This is a genomic window from Halomonas sp. HMF6819, assembly GCF_044335525.1.
Taxonomy (GTDB): Bacteria; Pseudomonadota; Gammaproteobacteria; order Pseudomonadales; family Halomonadaceae; genus Vreelandella.
In genome coordinates this window covers 598035-615447 of the sequence record NZ_JBIQVY010000002.1, presented here as the reverse complement: position 1 = coordinate 615447, position 17413 = coordinate 598035, and the positions used below count along the sequence as shown (strand labels likewise).

The following is a 17413-nucleotide window of genomic DNA, read 5'->3' as shown; positions in this document are numbered from 1 at the left end:
CGCTTTCACGCGTTGTCCGGGGTTGTCTCAGTCGGCAGCTTCGATATCGCTCATGAGCGGATGCTCGCATTCGCGGGCGTATTCATTGACCTGATGGCTTTTCGTCTCGGCGATGTCGCGAGTAAAAATACCGCAGGTCCCTTTGCCTTGGGTGTGCACGGCCAGCATGATCTCCACGGCTTTTTCGTTATCCATATTGAAAAAGCCCTGGAGTATTTCGATGACGAACTCCATCGGGGTGTAGTCGTCGTTGTGAAGCACTACTTTATACAGCGGCGGCTGGGCGAGTTCGGGCTCTGACGTCTGTACGTCCAGGTCGTCGTCGTGCTCGGTCGACGCCGAGCATGTCATGCCTGACACCAAAGCGTTCAGGCAAGGATTCTCAAGATTGGGCATAAAGCGTTGCGTATCGTCTCTGTGCTGACAGGCGGATGATGTGGCAAGCAGGCTTGCTTTAAGACGCCCATGCGCAGCAAGGGTTCATGGAAAAGACAAAATTATCACACTGAGTCGCACAAAAAACCCCCGCCCGCCGAGCGGACGAGGGTGTGTACCTCAAAGCGAGCGTTAGCCCTTGGCGACCAGCGCCAGCGCTTCGTTGAAGGTCTGGCTCGGACGCATGGCCTTGCTTGCAAGCTCACGATCCGGATGGAAGTAGCCCTTGAGCTCGACCGACTTGCCCTGAGCGCCATTGAGTTCGTCCATGATGGTGGACTCGTTGTCGCTCAAGGTTTTGGCAAGCTTGGTGAAGAGCTCTTTAAGCTCCGCGTCCTGGTCCTGAGCGGCGAGCGCCTCGGCCCAGTACAGCGCCAGATAGAAGTGGCTGCCGCGATTGTCGATTTCGCCGGTCTTGCGCGATGGCGACTTGTTGCTGTCCAGGAACTTGCCGTTGGCTTCGTCCAGCGCACTTGCCAGCACCGTGGCGCGCTGGTTGTCGAAGGTGGAACCTAGATGCTCGAGCGAGGCGGCCAGGGCCAAAAACTCGCCGAGCGAATCCCAGCGCAGGTGGTTCTCTTCGACCAGCTGCTCGACGTGCTTCGGCGCGGAGCCGCCGGCACCGGTTTCGAACAGGCCGCCGCCGTTCATCAGCGGTACGATCGAGAGCATCTTGGCGCTGGTGCCAAGCTCCATGATCGGGAACAGATCGGTCAGATAGTCGCGCAGCACGTTGCCGGTGACCGAGATGGTGTCTTCGCCCTTACGGATACGCTCGAGCGACAGCGCCATCGCCTCGACCGGCGCCAGAATGCGAATATCCAGACCGTCGGTGTCGTGCTCTTTGAGGTAGGTCTCGACCTTCTCGATCAGCTTTGCGTCGTGAGCGCGGTTGGCGTCGAGCCAGAAGATCGCCGGCGAGCCGCTTTCGCGCGCGCGGTTGACCGCAAGCTTGACCCAGTCCTTGATCGGCGCGTCCTTGGTCTGGCACATGCGCCAGATGTCACCGGCTTCCACGTCGTGGCTGAATAGTGTCTGGCCATTGGCATCGCTCACCACCACGGTGCCGTCCGCGGGAATGTGGAAGGTCTTGTCGTGCGAGCCGTACTCTTCGGCTTTCTGCGCCATCAGGCCGACGTTGGGCACGCTGCCCATGGTGGTCGGATCGAAGGCGCCGTTTTTCTTACAGTCCTCGATTACGCTCTGGTAGATCGTGGCGTAGCAGCGATCCGGAATCACCGCCTTGGTGTCCTGCAGCTCGTCGTTTGCGTTCCACATCTTGCCGGAATCGCGAATCATGGCGGGCATGGAGGCGTCGATGATCACGTCACTAGGCACGTGCAGGTTGGTGATGCCCTTGTGCGAGTTGACCATCGCCATCGGCGGGCGCTCCTTGTAGAGCGCCTCGATGTCGGATTTGATCGCCTCACTCTGCTCGGAAGGCAGTTTCTCGATCGAGCTGTAAAGATCACCAAGGCCAGACGCCGGGTTGAAACCAGCTAGCTTCAAGGCATCCTTGTGCTTGTCGAGCACGTCCTTGTAGAACTCCTCGACCACGATACCGAACATGATCGGGTCGGATACCTTCATCATGGTGGCTTTCAAGTGCAGCGAGAAAAGGATGCCGCGCTTTTTGGCATCCTTGATTTCGCTGTCGATGAAGTTACGCAGCTTACGGCTGCTCATGAAGGCGCCGTCGACCACTTCGCCTTCCTTCACCGTTAGGGCCTCTTTCAATACGGTGCTGGTGCCGTCTTTCTGCTTGAGTTCGATCTTGAGCGTGCCGGCGGATTCGATGATCGCGGACTGCTCGCTGCCGTAGAAGTCACCTTCCGACATGTGCGCCACGTGGGAGTCGGAGTCCTTGCTCCACTCGCCCATGCGGTGCGGGTACTTGCGCGCGTAGTTCTTGACCGACTTCGGCGCCCGACGATCCGAGTTGCCTTCGCGCAGCACCGGGTTGACCGCACTGCCCTTGGCCTTGTCATACGCCGCCTTGATGGCCTTCTCTTCGTCGTTTTTCGGCTCGTCCGGGTAGTTCGGGAGATCGAAGCCCTGGCCCTGCAGCTCCTTGATGGTCGCTTTCAGCTGCGGACCGGAGGCGCTGATGTTCGGCAGCTTGATGATATTGGCTTCCGGCGTGGTCGCAAGCTCGCCAAGCTCTGCAAGGTCGTCGCTTACGCGCTGTTCGTCGCTCAAACGATCGGGAAATTGCGCCAGCACGCGGGCCGCCAGAGAGATATCGCGGGTTTCAACGACGATACCCGCCGAGTCGGTAAACGCATCGACAATCGGTAACAGCGAATACGTTGCAAGCGCGGGGGCTTCATCGGTGAGCGTGTAAATGATCTTCGGCGTTTCGGACATTGTGCGTTAACCTCGTTTCTCGCTGTGACTAAAAATTTCCGGGCGGCTCGATGGTGCGGGGCCAGGATAAAGCTTGGCGCTTGGCCACGAATCAAAGCGCTTCATGCAAGCGACGCCATGACTAAAGTGTCATCATAACGTTTAGTATTTGTGTAATTCAGCGCTGCACTTTACTCCTTTATGCGATTGTCGACAAATTCACCCCGCTTCAAGAGAGCCCGATGAGCACGCTCTATCTTCTGCACAAGCCCTACAAAATGCTGTCCCAGTTCACCGATAGCCAAGGGCGCGCCACGCTCTCTGACGTGATCGACGTGCCTGGCGTCTACGCCGCGGGTCGGCTCGACTACGACTCTGAAGGACTGCTGCTGCTTTGCGACGACGGCGCGCTCATCCACCAGATCACCCATCCGCGCCACAAGCAGCCCAAAACCTACTGGGTTCAACTCGAAGGCGAGATCGACGACGAGGCGCTCGCCGCGCTCAAGGCGGGGGTGACGCTAAAGGATGGCCCGACCCGCCCGGCCAAGGCTCGGCGCCTCAAAGCCCCGGCTGTAGCAGAGCGCGTTCCACCCATCGAACCCAAGCGCCACCCTATTACCAGTTGGATCGAGCTCACCATCACCGAGGGGCGAAACCGCCAGGTGCGGCGTATGACCGCCCACGTCGGCTTTCCCACGCTGCGCCTGATTCGCGCGGCCATCGGCCACTGGCGCCTCGACGCTCTGGCCCCGGGCCAGTGGCGCACCGAAACCCTGCACGCGCCGCAAAAGCCCGCTGCGAAGGGCGGCAAACAGCGCCCCGGCAAGAAGCCACGCCCAGGCCAAACGCCCCGTGCGGGTCAGAAACCAGGTCGAGGGCCACGCTCATGAAGCGCATTCACACCACCGCCGCCTGCGTTATAGAGCGCGACGGGCGCTATCTGATGGTCGAGGAGGAGCGCGGTGGCCCGCACACGCTGTTCAACCAGCCGGCCGGGCACATCGAACCCGGCGAAGGCCCGATGGCGGCGATCTTGCGCGAGGTCGAGGAAGAGACCGCCTGGCGGGTGCACCTGAGCCACTATCTTGGCCTCGAGGTATTCCACACTCCGGATAAAACCTTTCACAGCCACGGCTTCATTGCCACGCCAGAGGAGTGGCTCGGCACACCGCTGGACACCGACATCCACGCCACGCACTGGCTCACGCTCGAAGAGGTCAGGTCCCTCGGGCGCGACGACCGGCTACGCAGCCCGCTGGTGCTCAAGCGTCTTGAGGACGCGCTCGCCGGGCGCCACTACCCGCTTAACGTGATCCGCGAGTGAACCACTCGAAGCGCCTGGGCCGCATCGTGTATAATCGTTCCCAACTGCATACCACTTTACGAGGATGGCAATGACATCCACACCAAGCACGCCGAACGGCAAGGTGATCGTCGGCATGTCCGGCGGCGTCGACTCGTCGGTCTCGGCGCTTTTGCTGTTGCAACAGGGCTATGAGGTCGAAGGCCTGTTCATGAAGAACTGGGACGAAGACGACGGCACCGAGTACTGCACCGCGAAAGAGGACCTGGCCGACGCCCAAGCCGTGTGCGACAAACTCGGTATCAAACTGCATACCGCCAACTTCGCCGCGGAGTACTGGGACAACGTTTTCGAGCACTTTCTCGAGGAGTACAAAGCCGGGCGCACGCCGAACCCGGACATCCTGTGTAACCGGGAAATCAAGTTCAAGGTGTTCCTCGACTACGCCAAAATGCTCGGCGCCGAGCTGATCGCCACCGGCCATTACGTGCGCCGCGGCGAGCGCGACGGCCGCCCGCGGCTTTTAAAGGGGCTCGATACCAACAAGGATCAGAGCTACTTTCTGCACGCCGTGCCGGAAGCCGCGATCGCCAAAACCCTCTTCCCTGTGGGCGAGCTCGAAAAGCCCGCGGTGCGCGCGCTTGCCGAAGAGTTCGATCTCATCACGGCGAAGAAGAAGGACTCCACCGGTATCTGTTTTATCGGTGAGCGCCGCTTCAAGGACTTTTTGCAGCAGTACCTGCCCGCCCAGCCAGGCCGAATCGAAACGCTCAGTGGCGATGTCATCGGCGAGCACATGGGCTTGATGTACTACACCCTGGGCCAGCGCCAGGGCTTGGGAATCGGGGGGCTGGCCAACTACTCCGAGGAGCCCTGGTACGTGGCGGGCAAGGATCTCGATCGCAACGTGCTCCAGGTCGTCCAGGGCAAAACCGACGAGCACCTTTATACCAACGCGCTCTCCACCGAGGCGATGGATTGGGTCGCCGGCAAGGCGCCGGTCGCCGAGGGTCGCTTTACGGCGAAAACGCGCTACCGCCAGAGCGACTGCCCCTGCGTCGTTCGCAGCCTTCCCGATGGCGGCGTCGAGGTCGTTTTCGACGACCCGCAGTGGGCGGTCACCCCGGGTCAGTCGCTGGTGCTCTACGACGGTGACGTTTGTTTGGGGGGCGGCGTGATCAGCGCGACCTGGAACACCGCCGAGGTCGCCGCATGAGCCCGACCACGCCGATCCATCGCGCCCCGGACTCCCCTTCCGCGCGTCAAACGCTGGCGCTGGCCGGCGTTTTCCAGGCGGCGAGTCTGGTCGATGAGCTGGCCCGTACCGGCCAGGTCGACACCCGCGCTTGGGAGACGCTGATCAACGCCACGCTCGATACCAACCCGGCCAGCTTCGAGGCGATCTACGGCGGTCACCCCAACAATCTGCGCCGCGGTCTCGAGACCCTCGAAGCACTTTCCGGGCGCAAGCAGGCCAACCCGGTGGTACTGCGCTACGGCTTCTCCATGCTGATGCTGATGAACAAGCTGCGCAGCGACACCGCGATGATGGATGCCCTCGGCGAGAAGCTCGCCCACGCCCAGCATCAGGCGGAGCACTTCGGCCCGACCCACGAAAATGTGATCGCAAGCCTGGGCGAAGCCTACCAACAGACGCTTTCGACGTTCAAAACGCGCATCGTCGTACAAGGCGACCCGTCGCTTTTGCAGACTCGCATGATGCCCGAGCGCGTGCGGGCGTGCCTGATGAGCGGCATTCGCTTTGCGCTCTTGTGGCATCAGCAGGGCGGGCGCCGCTGGAAGCTGGTGTTTCAGCGCAAGGCGCTGCGCCGCGCCCTCGATAGTTTCAATTAGGCCTCTGGCCCCCACGATCCCCTGTTATTTTTGGAAACCTTGCCATGCAACTCACCGCTTTGACCGCCCTCTCCCCCGTCGATGGCCGCTACGCCGACAAGGCCGCCGCGCTAAGGGAACACTTCAGCGAATTCGGCCTGATCCGCGCCCGTGTGATCGTCGAGGTGCGCTGGCTACAGCGTCTGGCCGAACAAGAGGGCATCACCGAGGTTAGCCCGCTCTCACCAGAAGCCACCACGTTCTTGGAAACGCTGATCAGCGATTTCTCGGTGGCCGACGCCGAGCGGATCAAGGAGATCGAGCGCACCACCAACCACGACGTCAAGGCGGTCGAGTACTTCCTCAAGGAGAAGATTGAGGACAGCGAGGAGCTTCACGCGGTAACCGAGTTCATTCACTTTGCCTGCACCAGTGAAGACATCAACAACCTCTCCTACGGCGTCATGCTGGTCGATGGCTTGAATGCCATGCTGCCGACGCTGCACAAGGTCGCCGACGATATCGCCGCGCTCGCCGTGGAGCACGCGGCCCAGCCGATGCTCTCGCGCACCCACGGCCAAACCGCAAGCCCGACCACGCTTGGCAAGGAGATGGCCAACGTCGCCTATCGCTTGAAGCGCCAGCTCAAGCAGATCGAAGCCGTCGAGGTGCTGGGCAAGATCAACGGCGCGGTGGGCAACTATAACGCGCATCTCACGACCTACCCGGAGATCGACTGGGAAGCCAACGCGCGCACCTTCGTCGAAGGGCTGGGGCTTCGCTTCAATCCCTACACCACCCAAATCGAGCCGCACGACTACATCGCCGAGCTGTTCGATGCGATCGCACGTTTCAACACCATCCTGATCGATTTCGACCGCGACGTGTGGGGCTACATTTCGCTGGGCTACTTCAAGCAGCGCACCGTGGAAGGCGAAATCGGCTCCTCCACCATGCCGCACAAGGTCAACCCGATCGACTTCGAAAACTCCGAGGGCAACCTGGGCCTGGCCAACGCGGTGTTGAGCCACCTCGCCCAGAAGCTGCCGATCTCGCGCTGGCAGCGTGATCTGACCGACTCCACGGTGCTTCGAAATCTCGGCGTGGGCCTGGCCTACGCGCTGATCGGCTACCACGCGAGCCTGAAGGGCATCGGCAAGCTTGAGGCCAACCCCACTCGTTTGGCCGAGGATTTGGACAACAGCTGGGAAGTGCTGGCCGAGCCGATCCAGACCGTCATGCGCCGCTATGGGATCGAAAAGCCCTACGAGAAGCTCAAGGAGCTGACCCGCGGCAAGCGTATCGACCAGGCAGGCTTTGCCGCGTTCATCGACACGCTCGAACTGCCCGCCGAGGTCAAACAGGAGCTAAAGGCGCTTTCGCCGGCAAGCTACATCGGCAACGCTCGCGCCCAGGCCGAAGCGCTGCCCCAGCGTCTTGACGCGCTATAACGCGCCGACTCACCAGGAGTTCGCCATGAGTAACCCAAACGAGCCGCTGACCCTTCTGGGCGATCTGACGCCGGAAGAGTTTTTAAAAAGTTACTGGCAGCAAAAACCGCTGTTGATCCGTGGCGCGATTCCGGACTTCGTCAGCCCCCTGGACCCGGACGAGCTGGCGGGTCTTGCCTGCGAGCCCGGCGTCGAGGCGCGGCTGGTCGAGGAGGAAGGCCCCGACGGCCCCTGGCAGGTCAGTGCCGGGCCCTTCGATGACGCTACCTTCGAGCGTTTGCCGGCGGGCCACTGGAGCCTGCTGGTTCAGGCGGTGGATCATTACGTGCCCGGCGTCGCCGCGCTGATGAAAGAGTTCGACTTTCTGCCCGGCTGGCGCCTGGACGACATCATGGTGAGCTACGCCCCGCCCGGCGGCAGCGTCGGCCCCCACGTCGATCAATACGACGTGTTTCTGCTCCAGGGGCGCGGCCAGCGCCGCTGGCAGCTGGGCGGAAAGCAGCCGGACGACGCGCCGATCATCCAGGGTATCGATCTCAAGATTCTCGAGACCTTCGAAATCGAGCCGGATTCCGACTGGACGCTGAACCCGGGCGACATGCTCTACCTGCCGCCGGGCTGGGCGCATCACGGCGTGAGCCAGACCGACAACTGCATGACGTACTCGGTCGGCTTTCGCGCGCTCTCCGCGGACGAGGCGATCACCTCCTTCGCCGATTACCTGGGCGAGCAGCTGCCCGGCTCGCAACGCTATAGCGACGCCGGCATGGCGCCTGCCGAGCATACCGGCGAGCTCGACGACGCCGCCATCGAGCGGATGCGCCACTTCATCCTCTCGACGCTGGACCAGCCCAAAGAGCTCGCCCAGTGGTTCGGCCGAGCAATGACTCAACCAAAGTATATGGACCAGGTCATGCCGCTGGAGGAGCCGCTCGGTGAAGAAGACCTTGTCGCGCAACTACACGCCGGCGAGCCGCTTTTCCACATGCCCGGCTCGCGCATCGCCTGGCGCACCGAGGCCGGGGTGACCACGCTGTTCGCCGACGGCGACGGCCTGCCCTGTACCGAGCCCCTGGCGCGGCGCATCGCGGACCCGGCCCCGTTGTACGCCGACGTTCTCGAGCTCGAGGGCGCCGTGGCGGTGCTCACCTACCTGGTCAATGCGGGAAGCCTCGCCTTCATGGATGACGACGACGAGTAGCGTCGATGTCACAGCCGCCACGCCCAAAGCGCCGCTTCCAAGCGGCGCTTTTTTTATGGATGGTGAAAAAAAACGACCCAGTCGCGCCGTTCGCGTAATGCCGTGTCGTTTAACTACGACGACGCCTGCCCCGAAGTGTCAATTGCTGCGCTGCATCACCTTGTCGATAGTAAAGGCACACCCGCCCCGACTGGCGCGGGAAACGCGGCCCAGGGGCCGACTGCGAACACGACCGGAGAGTGCGACATGACAGGACTTCTCGACGACATCAAGGCAATGGCTCAGCTCAAGGAAGCCCAGGGCGGCAAGTGGAACGCCATCAAGCCCGAGTACGCCGCGCGGATGCGCGCCCAGAACCGCTTTCACACCGGTCTGGACATCGCCCGCTACACCGCTTCCATCATGCGTGCCGACATGGCGGCGTTCGATCAGGACCACGCGCAGTACACCCAGTCGCTGGGCTGCTGGCACGGCTTCATCGGCCAACAGAAGATGATCGCGATCAAGAAGCACTTCGGCTCCACGAAACGGCGCTACCTCTATCTGTCCGGCTGGATGGTCGCCGCGCTACGCTCCGAGTTTGGCCCGCTGCCGGATCAATCGATGCACGAAAAGACCTCCGTGGCGGCGCTGATCGAAGAGCTCTACACCTTCTTGAAACAGGCCGACGCCTGGGAGCTCAACCACCTGTTCCGCCGGCTCGACGACGCCAAAGCGGCGGATGACCGGGGCCAAATCGAAACGCTGACCCGCCAGATCGACGAGCATGAAACCCACATCGTGCCGATCATCGCCGATATCGACGCCGGCTTTGGCAACGCCGAGGCCACCTATCTGCTGGCAAAGAAATTCATCCTCGCCGGCGCCTGCTGCATTCAGCTGGAAAACCAGGTCTCCGACGAGAAACAGTGCGGCCACCAGGACGGCAAGGTCACCGTGCCCCACGAAGACTTCCTCGCCAAGATCAACGCCGTGCGCTATGCGTTTCTGGAGCTCGGCGTGGACGACGGCGTGATCGTTGCCCGCACCGACTCGCTCGGCGCTGGACTGACGCAAAAGATCGCCGTGACCCACACGCCGGGCGATCTGGGCGATCAATACAACGCCTTTCTCGATGGCGACGAGATCGCAAGCGCCGAGGAGATCCAAAACGGCGATGTGGTCATCAAGCAAGGCGGCAAGCTGGTCAAACCCAAGCGCTTGGCCTCGGGGCTTTACCAGTTCAAGTCCGGCAGCGGCGAGGATCGCGTGGTGCTCGACTGCATCACCAGCCTGCAAAACGGCGCCGATCTTCTCTGGATCGAAACCGAGAAGCCCCACGTCGGCCAGATTGCGGCCATGGTCGACCGCATTCGCGAGGTGGTGCCGGATGCCAAGCTCGTTTACAACAACTCGCCGTCGTTCAACTGGACGCTCAACTTTCGCCAGCAGGTGTTCGATGCCTGGCAAAAAGAGGGCAAGGACGTCTCAGCCTATGAGCGCGACAAGCTGATGAGCGCTGAGTATGACGCCACAGAGCTTGGCCAGCTTGCCGACGACTGGACGCGTGACTTCCAACGCAGTGCCGCCAAGGATGCCCACGTGTTCCACCACCTGATCACCCTGCCCACCTACCACACGGCGGCGCTCTCCACCGACAATTTGGCGAAGGGCTACTTCGGCGAGGAAGGCATGCTCGCCTACGTCGCCGGCGTCCAGCGCCAGGAGATTCGCCAGGGGATTGCTACGGTCAAGCACCAGGACATGGCCGGCTCGAACATCGGCGACGACCACAAGGAGTTCTTTCACGGCGACGCAGCGCTCAAGGCCGGCGGTAAGGACAACACAATGAATCAGTTCTAAGGCGCTTACCCAGCGGCGCGCCCGGGCACCCGCCTGCGACGCGCCGCTTACGTTTAAGCACTTACCTTGTACAGCTCTTGCACAAAACGCCGGCGTTGACTAAAGTCTCAACGAGTTACCGCGCTTAAAATGCCGCGTCGGTCGAACGAATGAGGGTCGCGGCCCTCGTGCACGGTCGCTGCACGCTATTTGCTCGATTTGCCTACCCAAGCGCCAAATGTGACCTTTTTAAAGCTCAGTGACCTTTTTTGACCCTTGGGTAGTCAAAGCCTATGACTTTGGTTATCTTTAACGAACACTGTTTGATAACCGTGACGCTCAAAACAGCCGCTCGCGCTGAGAGAACTGGAGGTTTTACATGAAACGACTGTTACCCGTTGCCGCCCTGAGCCTTTTAACCCTGGCCGGATGTGCGAACACCGCGCCTTACTCCGGAGATGTATACCGTGGCAACCAGGCCCAGACCGGTCAGAGCGTGAGCTACGGCACCATCGTCGCCATTCGCCCGGTTCAAATTCAGGCTGACAGCCGTGCAGGGGGCCTTCTGGGCACCGGCGGCGGCGCCATCATCGGTGGCCTGCTGGGCAGCCAAGTGGGTGGCGGCAGCGGCCGTCAGTTGGCGACCGTGGCCGGCGCGCTCGGCGGCTCCGTGGCTGGTAGCTCCATTGAGGATCGCGCCAACCGCGTTAGCGCACTGGAAATGGAAATTCGCCGCGACGACGGCAGCGATGTCGTGGTGGTTCAGCGAGCCGACCATCAGTTCCAGGCCGGCCAGCGGGTACGCCTGATCGGTAGTGGCGGCAATATGAGCGTGGCGCCCTACTAAGCGCTTCTCCAGCGTACGTTCTGGATAGCAAAAGCCCGGCCAATGGCCGGGCTTTTGCATTGGCGCTTGAGCTCTGCGCCGGAATCGATGTAGCGTATCGGATCAGTGCGACAGGCCGCTCGCCCAGTTGGCCAGCTTCATCACGGCAAGCACAATCAGCGCGAGCAAAATGGCGACTAGCAGAATCTCGACAGGGTTGATCAGCGCGGTCGCGCCGAGCACGGCCAGCGCGACGATCCAGACGTAGCGGCTCTCGCCACGGCTTTTCAAGGCGGCGGGTAGCACCTTATCGAGCCCTTCGCTGACGCCGTTATCCCACCCCTTGTAGGCGAAATAGGCAATCAGAACAAAGGCAATAACCCATAAAATCATGACGGTGGTCATAAAAGCTCCCGGAAAAACGGTTTGAAAAAGCGCGAAAAAGTGAGGCTTAGAGTATCGCCGGGCCATTTGACACGCAAGACCGATCCTTGTTCGAAGCGTTGAAAAACCGCTTCGCGCCCCCTGACAAGCGGGCTCACACACGTTACCATTGTGGTACATGCACTCACCGAAAGGTTATTCAATGCAAATTGCGCAGAACTCGGTTGTCGCGTTCCACTACACCCTGACCAACGATGCAGGTGAAGTGCTAGACAGTTCTGAAGGCCGCGAGCCGCTGACCTATCTACACGGCGCTGGCAACATCATCCCGGGCCTCGAAAAAGAGCTCGAAGGCCGTAACGAAGGCGAAAAGCTGAACGTCAAGGTAACCCCGGAAGAGGGTTACGGTGAAGTTCAAGAGCAGCTGATGCAGGAAGTGCCGCGTGACGCCTTCCAGGGCGTCGAGAGCGTCGAGCCGGGCATGCAGTTCCAGGCCCAGACTGAAGGCGGCCCGCTGATGGTCACCGTCAAGCAGGTCGAAGGTGACACGGTTGTCGTCGACGGCAACCACCCGCTGGCTGGCCAGCACCTGAACTTCGACGTTGAAATCGCCAACGTCCGTGAAGCGAGCCAGGAAGAAGTCGAGCACGGTCACGTGCACGGCGAAGGTGGCGTCGAGCACTAAGCTCTTCGCACCTGACTCGAAAGCGTAAAGGGCGGCCTTAGGGCCGCCCTTTTTGCGTCTACTTAAAGCTACCCGCCCTCAGGTTTCCGGGATCAGCACCAGCTGGCCGTGGCGCACGCTGCGCGACGAGGTCACTTCGTCGGAAAACTGCTGCAGCGCCTGGCCGCTGCCTTTCAAAAGCGCCACTTCCAGGCAGCTGTCGGCATTGATGTGTACGTGAAGCGTCGAGAGCGTCAGATCATGGTGGTCGTGGGAGTGGCGCGTCAGGCGCTTTGAAAGCTCGCGGGCGCCGTGATCGTAGACATAGACGAGCGCGCCCATGTAGGTCGCCTCCGGCGCCGCCTCGGTCTTGAGCCGATTGAGCCCGCTGCGCGTCAAGTCGCGAATCGCCTCGGAGCGGTTCTGATAGCCCCGCGCGTGCATCAGCGCATCCACGTCCCGGACCAGGTCGTCGTCCAGAGTGAGCGTTACTCGCTGCATAAAAGCCTCTCTATCGCTGACGTTCGCGCCGCTCGAACCGGCAAAGGCCGAGCGCGATGAAAAAGGTAACGCCGAGCAGCAGCCAGGAGCCGACCGCCACACCAGGCCACTGCGACCAGCGCCAAAAAGGCTCGAGCCAGAACCCGCCGACACTCGCCCCCAGGTAGTAAAACACTAGATAAAGCGCCGAGGCGCTGCCGCGCGCGCCCTGAGCGTAGCGCCCTACCCAGCCTGAGGCCAGCGAGTGGCAAAGAAAAAAGCCGAAGGCGTTGATCAATAGCCCCACAATCACCAGCCACAGCGGCGATGAGAGCGTCACCGCGGTGCCCAGCATCAAAATGAGAATACCCGCCCCCATGCAGCGCGCCGGCGAAAAGCGCTGCGCCAACCGCCCCGACACCGTCGAGCCGAAGGTGCCGCCCAGATAGGTCAAAAAGATCAGCCCCAGCGCGCCCGCGGCGAGCTGATAAGGCGGCGCCGCCAGGCGAAAGGTGATGTAGCTGTACTGGTTGATGAACACCAGAAAGTTGAGCCCTCCCAGCGCGTAGGCGGCCAGCAGCACCGGCGTGCGAAGATGGCCGGCCAAATCTCGCAGCGCCTGGCGAAGCTTGAAGGGTTTGGGCGCGAACGCGTGGCTATTGGGTAAAAGCCGCCAAAAGAGCAGACAGCCCAGTAGCGTCATCGTCCCGACCGTCAAAAATGCCGCGGACTCGCCGCCAAGTGTTGCAGCGAAGCCGCCGACCACGCGCCCGCTAATGCCGCCCAGGGAGTTGGCGCCGATATAAAGCCCCACGGCGCTCAGAAGCGCAGGCCTGTCGAACTCGTCGCCCATCCAGGCGATGGCCACCGCCGGCAGCCCGCCGAGCACGAAGCCTTGAACGAGCCTTAGCAGCAGTAACGTCTCGAAATTGGGCGCCACGGCCAGCAGCAGCGACAGCGCTCCGGCGGCCACCAGCGTCACGCGCATGATCGTCTCGCGGCCGATCGCGTCCGACAGCGGCCCGAAAACCAGCAGCGCAAAAGCCAGCGACAGGGTCGCGGCGGACATCAGAAGGCTTACGCCAAGGGTGGAGACCTCAAAAGTCGTCTTGAGCGCCGGCAGCAGCGGCTGGGGCACGTAGAGATTGATGAAAACGAGAAAGGAGCCCAGGCAGAGCGCCGCCGTGGCGCGCCACCAGGCGCGGGTTTTCGCCTCGATCATGGCACGTCCGGCAACGAAAACGTTTTGGCCCTAGCCACCGCTTCATCCATCTTCAAAAAAATTAGAAACCGCCCAAACTTGCCAGATGCGTAGGCTCCAGCGCGCGGCGCGATTGCCAGTAGTAGCGCTGCCAGTAGCTGTTTTGCATGCTCGAAATGATCACGCCCTGGGAGGAGGACGCGTGCATGAAGTAGCCGTCGCCCATGTAGATGCCGACGTGGTTATAGGGGCCGGGGGGTCGGAAGAAGACCAGATCGCCCGCCTGAAGCTCCTGGCGGTCGATCAAGCGTCCCTCGTGGACCTGATCGGTGGTGGATCTTGGAAGATCCCGGTTGAACGCATCGCGATAAATGTTTCGAACGAAGCCGGAGCAGTCCACCCCGCGCTGGGTGGTGCCGCCAATCCGGTAAGGGGTTCCGGACCATCGCTCGTGCTGGGCGAGCAGCGCGTTCTTGATCATCATTGGTGGAGGAGTCTGGAAACTGCTTAGCGGGTTCAGGGTATTGTCGACGGGCGACATTTGCGCGTTCGAGCCATTTTTAAGCCCGGGAAGCGACATGGCAAAGTAGTCGTCCGGGGGCTCCACGCCCTGATGTGATTGGGAACCGGCACACCCTGCTAACAAGGAAAAAATCACGCAAGCGCCCACTACACGGGCAGCTGTCACAGACCAGTGTGGCAACGAAACCATGCAAACAACCCCTTGAATTAATGACCCGAAACCAAGCTTTTTTTCTAGCCAAGGACTATAAGCCAATTACAGCCCCTTTGGCGAGCCTCAATGTAATATCCGCTGATCGCCCGGGAGCGTGTCGATGTGTAGCGGCGCGAAGTGGCGTGGGCGGGTGCCGGGAAAATCCAGGCTCGTCCAGGGGCCGGCGAGAATCGGCGCGCCGCTGAGCCAGGCGACCATGGCCTGGCGAAAGCCCGCCAGAAACTCCTCGCGCTCCGGGGTTTCGCCCATGAAAAAAGAGAAGCCGGCGTACATGCCCGCGGCATACTCCTGCCAGCCCGCGTAGTGGGTATCGGCAAGCTGGTAGGCACGGTCCAGCGTGCGGTCGAAGGCGTCCCGGTCGAGCCACCCCAGCTGGCGCCCGGCGATCGCCAGGTCCATGAGCTGCGCGATGTCCCAGGCCGCCATGTCGACGTCGTTGCAGCCATCCTCGTTGTCACGCACTCGGCGCAGGCGCAGAAGGTGGTGGCGCTCCTCCTCCACGCACTCGCCGGACTCCAGAATGGCGATTTCGCTTTTGAGCCGCTCCGGGTTCAAGGTATAGGGCGCGTAGTTGATCTGGTACTCCTGACGGTCGCCGGACTCGAGCATGAAGCCGAGAAAATCCTGCATGTCGGCGGCGCTCGCCAGGTGATAGTGAGTGTCGACCCACTCGCGTATCGAGGCCTTTTCGCGCTCACTCTCGATCTGAGGCTCGCTCCACACGGCGCTATTGAGCGGGCCGACCAGCGCCATGGCGGTGAAGTGGGTAAGGCTTGGCCGCTCGCCGGGCTCGCGCCAGCTCCCCGGGTGCCAGTCCAGCCAGTAGAAAAGGCTGCCCGGGTCGTCCAGGTGCCAGGCGATCTCGCCGATCAGCGAGTCGTGCTCGGGTTCCGGCAAACACCCTTCCCAAGCGAACCAGGCTTCCAGCAGGTGTTTGGGCGAGGGGTAAAAGCGGCACAGGCAGCTCTTGAGGGCGTCGGCGTACTCGGTCAGCGCCTTGCTTTCGAACAGGTGGCTATCAAACGCCATGTAAAGATAGAAGGCGAACTTCTCGGCCATGTGAATGGTGGCGGCATGGCGGCTGACGCCCTTGAGGCTTTGAAGCTGGCGGGCGTCGTCGACGCTCGGGCGGCCAAAGACGGTTTGTGCCGGCGGCATGACGCCGTGCACGGCGTCGGCGGCGAGCTGGTTCAAATGGTGCGCCTGAGCGGGCAGCCAGTAGCGCTCCAGCGCCCCGGCCCCCTCGTCGGCGTGCAGCGACAGCGCGTCCTGCAAATAGAGCGCGGCATCGGCGCGACGCTTTTCGCCCATGAAGGCGCCCGGGTCGACCTGGCGCAGCAGCGCATCGGGCTCGCGCACGCTCGCCAGCGCCAGCAGCCAGTGGTGGCCGCTGGCGCGCCAGCCCTTGATGCGCGCGCGCGAGGCGGTTTGGGTGGCGCTGTCGAGCAGCGCGTTGGGCGCGATCTCCCAAGGGCTACAGGCCGCCTTGAGCAGCAGCGTGGCGTGGGTGCTTGGCGTCATATCACGCCGGTCGATGCCCTCGAACAGGCTCTGGCCACGCCGGTAGGCGGCGAGCAGTGTCGGCCAGTCGGCGTAGCGCTGTTGGATCAAATCGGCGCTGTGGGCGGCGATGTCATCCGCCTCGGCCTGGCTTAACAGCCCGCTACAGGCCCCGGCCCAGGCGAGCTCGACGATGCGCAACCAGTCCCAGCCGGCCCAGTCGAAGGGCTCGTTCTGGCTGACGAACTGCACCAGAACCGGCGCGTAGGCGGAGTCGTCATCGGCGCCGCGCTGCCACTCCAGGCGCTGCGCCTTGTCCATTTCGAGCAGCTCGCGGGCTTCGATATCCCAGCGCTGGCGATCGCCCTGAGCGCTGAGCCAGAGCACCACGCCGAGAAGCTGGTCACGATCGTCGACCTGCCACACCCGCGAGAGCCACTGGCGCGCCTCGGGCCAGTCACCGGGGGTGGCCGGGTAGCACATCACCGGATGAAACAGCGCGCCGAGCCGCCAAGGCCGAGCGCTCGGCTCTTGCGGCCAGAGTGCGTCCGGGGCCGGCGCCTTTGCGAGCGCCTCTTCGAACGCCTCCCAGCTCACCGCGTCGGCCTCGCTTTCGCGCTGGGTCAGCGTTTGGCAGGCGTCCAGAAAGCGCTCATGGGCGCGTTTGGAAATGTGGCCGTCAAGCGCCGAGCGCAGATCGATCAGCCAGCTGCGCAGGTCGTGATATTCGCCCCCAATGCGGCGCATGGTGTGGTGCGCCCAAGTGCTGGCCTGCGCCTGGGTAATCCAGCCGGCGGCGCCGGCCAGGGCGCTCCATTCGAGCGCGCCCAGCAGATGGTGTGCCGGGGCGCTCGGCGCCCCCAGCCCGTGCAAAAACTTCTCCACCAGCTCGCCGCGGTGGGAAATACCCAGTGCCTTGAGCCGTTTTTCGGCTTGTACGCTATCCAGCGCTAGAGGATGCGCGGTAGATAACCCATCGCACAGCAAGAGCTGCTGGGCCCACCAGGCGGTTAATGCATCGGACAAAAGACACCTCGAAAACGACACTCGGCAACGCGCCGGCACAAAGCGCCCTAGTGTAACGGAAACTCCTGGCCAGGCCGATAGCGCGCTTGAGGGTTTGAACAAAAACACCGCCCCGGAGAGGCTCCGGGGCGGTGTTTTAAACGCTTGAACGCGTCTGGCCGGGTGAAACGGGCGTCGCTTTCGCAGGCCGTTACCCGGCTCTA

The 17413-nt window shown here is 62.3% G+C and carries 16 protein-coding genes; 9 read left to right on the top strand and 7 right to left on the bottom strand.

From position 1 onward, the window contains the following. Positions 1-27: 27 nt before the first annotated feature. Complete coding sequence (gene clpS, locus ACGLWX_RS08800; RefSeq protein ID WP_263586634.1) at positions 28-351, bottom strand: ATP-dependent Clp protease adapter ClpS; 324 nt, start codon at positions 349-351, stop codon at positions 28-30. 216 nt (positions 352-567) lie between these two features. Then, positions 568-2802: an NADP-dependent isocitrate dehydrogenase gene (locus tag ACGLWX_RS08795; protein ID WP_396239036.1), complete on the bottom strand. Its 2235-nt coding sequence runs from the start codon at positions 2800-2802 to the stop codon at positions 568-570. A gap of 221 nt (positions 2803-3023) precedes the next feature. On the opposite strand from ACGLWX_RS08795, the gene ACGLWX_RS08790 reads away from it, so the two are divergent. From ACGLWX_RS08790 to ACGLWX_RS08755, 8 genes are all read left to right on the top strand, one after another. After that, the gene (locus ACGLWX_RS08790; protein ID WP_396239034.1) at positions 3024-3674 is read left to right on the top strand and encodes a pseudouridine synthase; all 651 of its coding nucleotides are present in this window, start codon (positions 3024-3026) and stop codon (positions 3672-3674) included. Then, complete coding sequence (locus ACGLWX_RS08785) at positions 3671-4108, top strand: NUDIX domain-containing protein (RefSeq protein WP_396239032.1); 438 nt, start codon at positions 3671-3673, stop codon at positions 4106-4108. The genes ACGLWX_RS08790 and ACGLWX_RS08785 overlap by 4 nt, the downstream gene beginning before the upstream one ends. Before the next feature lie 70 nt (positions 4109-4178). Further along, on the top strand, positions 4179-5303 hold the full coding sequence (gene mnmA / locus ACGLWX_RS08780; protein WP_396239030.1) for a tRNA 2-thiouridine(34) synthase MnmA: 1125 nt from the start codon (positions 4179-4181) through the stop codon (positions 5301-5303). Then, on the top strand, positions 5300-5941 hold the full coding sequence (gene hflD / locus ACGLWX_RS08775) for a high frequency lysogenization protein HflD (RefSeq protein ID WP_396239028.1): 642 nt from the start codon (positions 5300-5302) through the stop codon (positions 5939-5941). Before mnmA ends, hflD begins: the two co-directional genes overlap by 4 nt. A 44-nt stretch (positions 5942-5985) precedes the next feature. Beyond that, positions 5986-7371 (top strand): adenylosuccinate lyase, encoded by a 1386-nt coding sequence (purB, locus tag ACGLWX_RS08770; RefSeq protein WP_396239026.1) that lies wholly within the window; start codon positions 5986-5988, stop codon positions 7369-7371. Positions 7372-7396: 25 nt separating this feature from the next. Further along, on the top strand, positions 7397-8572 hold the full coding sequence (locus ACGLWX_RS08765) for a JmjC domain-containing protein (protein WP_396239024.1): 1176 nt from the start codon (positions 7397-7399) through the stop codon (positions 8570-8572). Positions 8573-8818: 246 nt separating this feature from the next. Beyond that, positions 8819-10414 (top strand): isocitrate lyase, encoded by a 1596-nt coding sequence (locus ACGLWX_RS08760; RefSeq protein WP_396239022.1) that lies wholly within the window; start codon positions 8819-8821, stop codon positions 10412-10414. Positions 10415-10772: 358 nt separating this feature from the next. Further along, entirely contained in the window at positions 10773-11240 is a 468-nt protein-coding gene (locus ACGLWX_RS08755) for a glycine zipper 2TM domain-containing protein (RefSeq protein ID WP_252106702.1), read from the top strand. 102 nt (positions 11241-11342) lie between these two features. Here ACGLWX_RS08755 and ACGLWX_RS08750 read toward each other — a convergent pair whose 3' ends face one another. Then, complete coding sequence (locus tag ACGLWX_RS08750; RefSeq protein WP_396239020.1) at positions 11343-11624, bottom strand: hypothetical protein; 282 nt, start codon at positions 11622-11624, stop codon at positions 11343-11345. Between the two features lie 181 nt (positions 11625-11805). Between ACGLWX_RS08750 and ACGLWX_RS08745 the strand changes: the two genes are divergently transcribed. Then, positions 11806-12288 (top strand): peptidylprolyl isomerase, encoded by a 483-nt coding sequence (locus ACGLWX_RS08745; protein ID WP_252106700.1) that lies wholly within the window; start codon positions 11806-11808, stop codon positions 12286-12288. A gap of 78 nt (positions 12289-12366) precedes the next feature. On the opposite strand, the gene nikR is transcribed toward ACGLWX_RS08745, so the two are convergent. The 4 genes from nikR to ACGLWX_RS08725 all read right to left on the bottom strand — a co-directional run bounded on the left by nikR (position 12367) and on the right by ACGLWX_RS08725 (position 17210). Continuing rightward, positions 12367-12768 carry a nickel-responsive transcriptional regulator NikR gene (gene nikR, locus ACGLWX_RS08740; RefSeq protein WP_396239018.1) on the bottom strand — a complete coding sequence of 134 codons (402 nt, stop codon included), beginning with the start codon at positions 12766-12768 and terminating at the stop codon, positions 12367-12369. Between the two features lie 10 nt (positions 12769-12778). Beyond that, entirely contained in the window at positions 12779-13969 is a 1191-nt protein-coding gene (locus ACGLWX_RS08735) for an MFS transporter (protein WP_396239016.1), read from the bottom strand. Positions 13970-14030: 61 nt separating this feature from the next. Then, a complete protein-coding gene (locus ACGLWX_RS08730) occupies positions 14031-14660 on the bottom strand; it encodes a C40 family peptidase (protein ID WP_286086815.1) in 630 nt (209 codons plus the stop codon). Positions 14661-14747: 87 nt separating this feature from the next. After that, positions 14748-17210 (bottom strand): DUF1266 domain-containing protein, encoded by a 2463-nt coding sequence (locus ACGLWX_RS08725; protein ID WP_396239014.1) that lies wholly within the window; start codon positions 17208-17210, stop codon positions 14748-14750. Positions 17211-17413: the final 203 nt, after the last annotated feature.

Bases quoted from the DNA above. Each gene is read 5' to 3' on its own strand.
- clpS (WP_263586634.1), bottom strand. From the start codon at position 351: ATGACATGCTCGGCGTCGACCGAGCACGACGACGACCTGGACGTACAG.
- ACGLWX_RS08795 (WP_396239036.1), bottom strand. From the start codon at position 2,802: ATGTCCGAAACGCCGAAGATCATTTACACGCTCACCGATGAAGCCCCC.
- ACGLWX_RS08790 (WP_396239034.1), top strand. From the start codon at position 3,024: ATGAGCACGCTCTATCTTCTGCACAAGCCCTACAAAATGCTGTCCCAG.
- ACGLWX_RS08785 (WP_396239032.1), top strand. From the start codon at position 3,671: ATGAAGCGCATTCACACCACCGCCGCCTGCGTTATAGAGCGCGACGGG.
- mnmA (WP_396239030.1), top strand. From the start codon at position 4,179: ATGACATCCACACCAAGCACGCCGAACGGCAAGGTGATCGTCGGCATG.
- hflD (WP_396239028.1), top strand. From the start codon at position 5,300: ATGAGCCCGACCACGCCGATCCATCGCGCCCCGGACTCCCCTTCCGCG.
- purB (WP_396239026.1), top strand. From the start codon at position 5,986: ATGCAACTCACCGCTTTGACCGCCCTCTCCCCCGTCGATGGCCGCTAC.
- ACGLWX_RS08765 (WP_396239024.1), top strand. From the start codon at position 7,397: ATGAGTAACCCAAACGAGCCGCTGACCCTTCTGGGCGATCTGACGCCG.
- ACGLWX_RS08760 (WP_396239022.1), top strand. From the start codon at position 8,819: ATGACAGGACTTCTCGACGACATCAAGGCAATGGCTCAGCTCAAGGAA.
- ACGLWX_RS08755 (WP_252106702.1), top strand. From the start codon at position 10,773: ATGAAACGACTGTTACCCGTTGCCGCCCTGAGCCTTTTAACCCTGGCC.
- ACGLWX_RS08750 (WP_396239020.1), bottom strand. From the start codon at position 11,624: ATGACCACCGTCATGATTTTATGGGTTATTGCCTTTGTTCTGATTGCC.
- ACGLWX_RS08745 (WP_252106700.1), top strand. From the start codon at position 11,806: ATGCAAATTGCGCAGAACTCGGTTGTCGCGTTCCACTACACCCTGACC.
- nikR (WP_396239018.1), bottom strand. From the start codon at position 12,768: ATGCAGCGAGTAACGCTCACTCTGGACGACGACCTGGTCCGGGACGTG.
- ACGLWX_RS08735 (WP_396239016.1), bottom strand. From the start codon at position 13,969: ATGATCGAGGCGAAAACCCGCGCCTGGTGGCGCGCCACGGCGGCGCTC.
- ACGLWX_RS08730 (WP_286086815.1), bottom strand. From the start codon at position 14,660: ATGGTTTCGTTGCCACACTGGTCTGTGACAGCTGCCCGTGTAGTGGGC.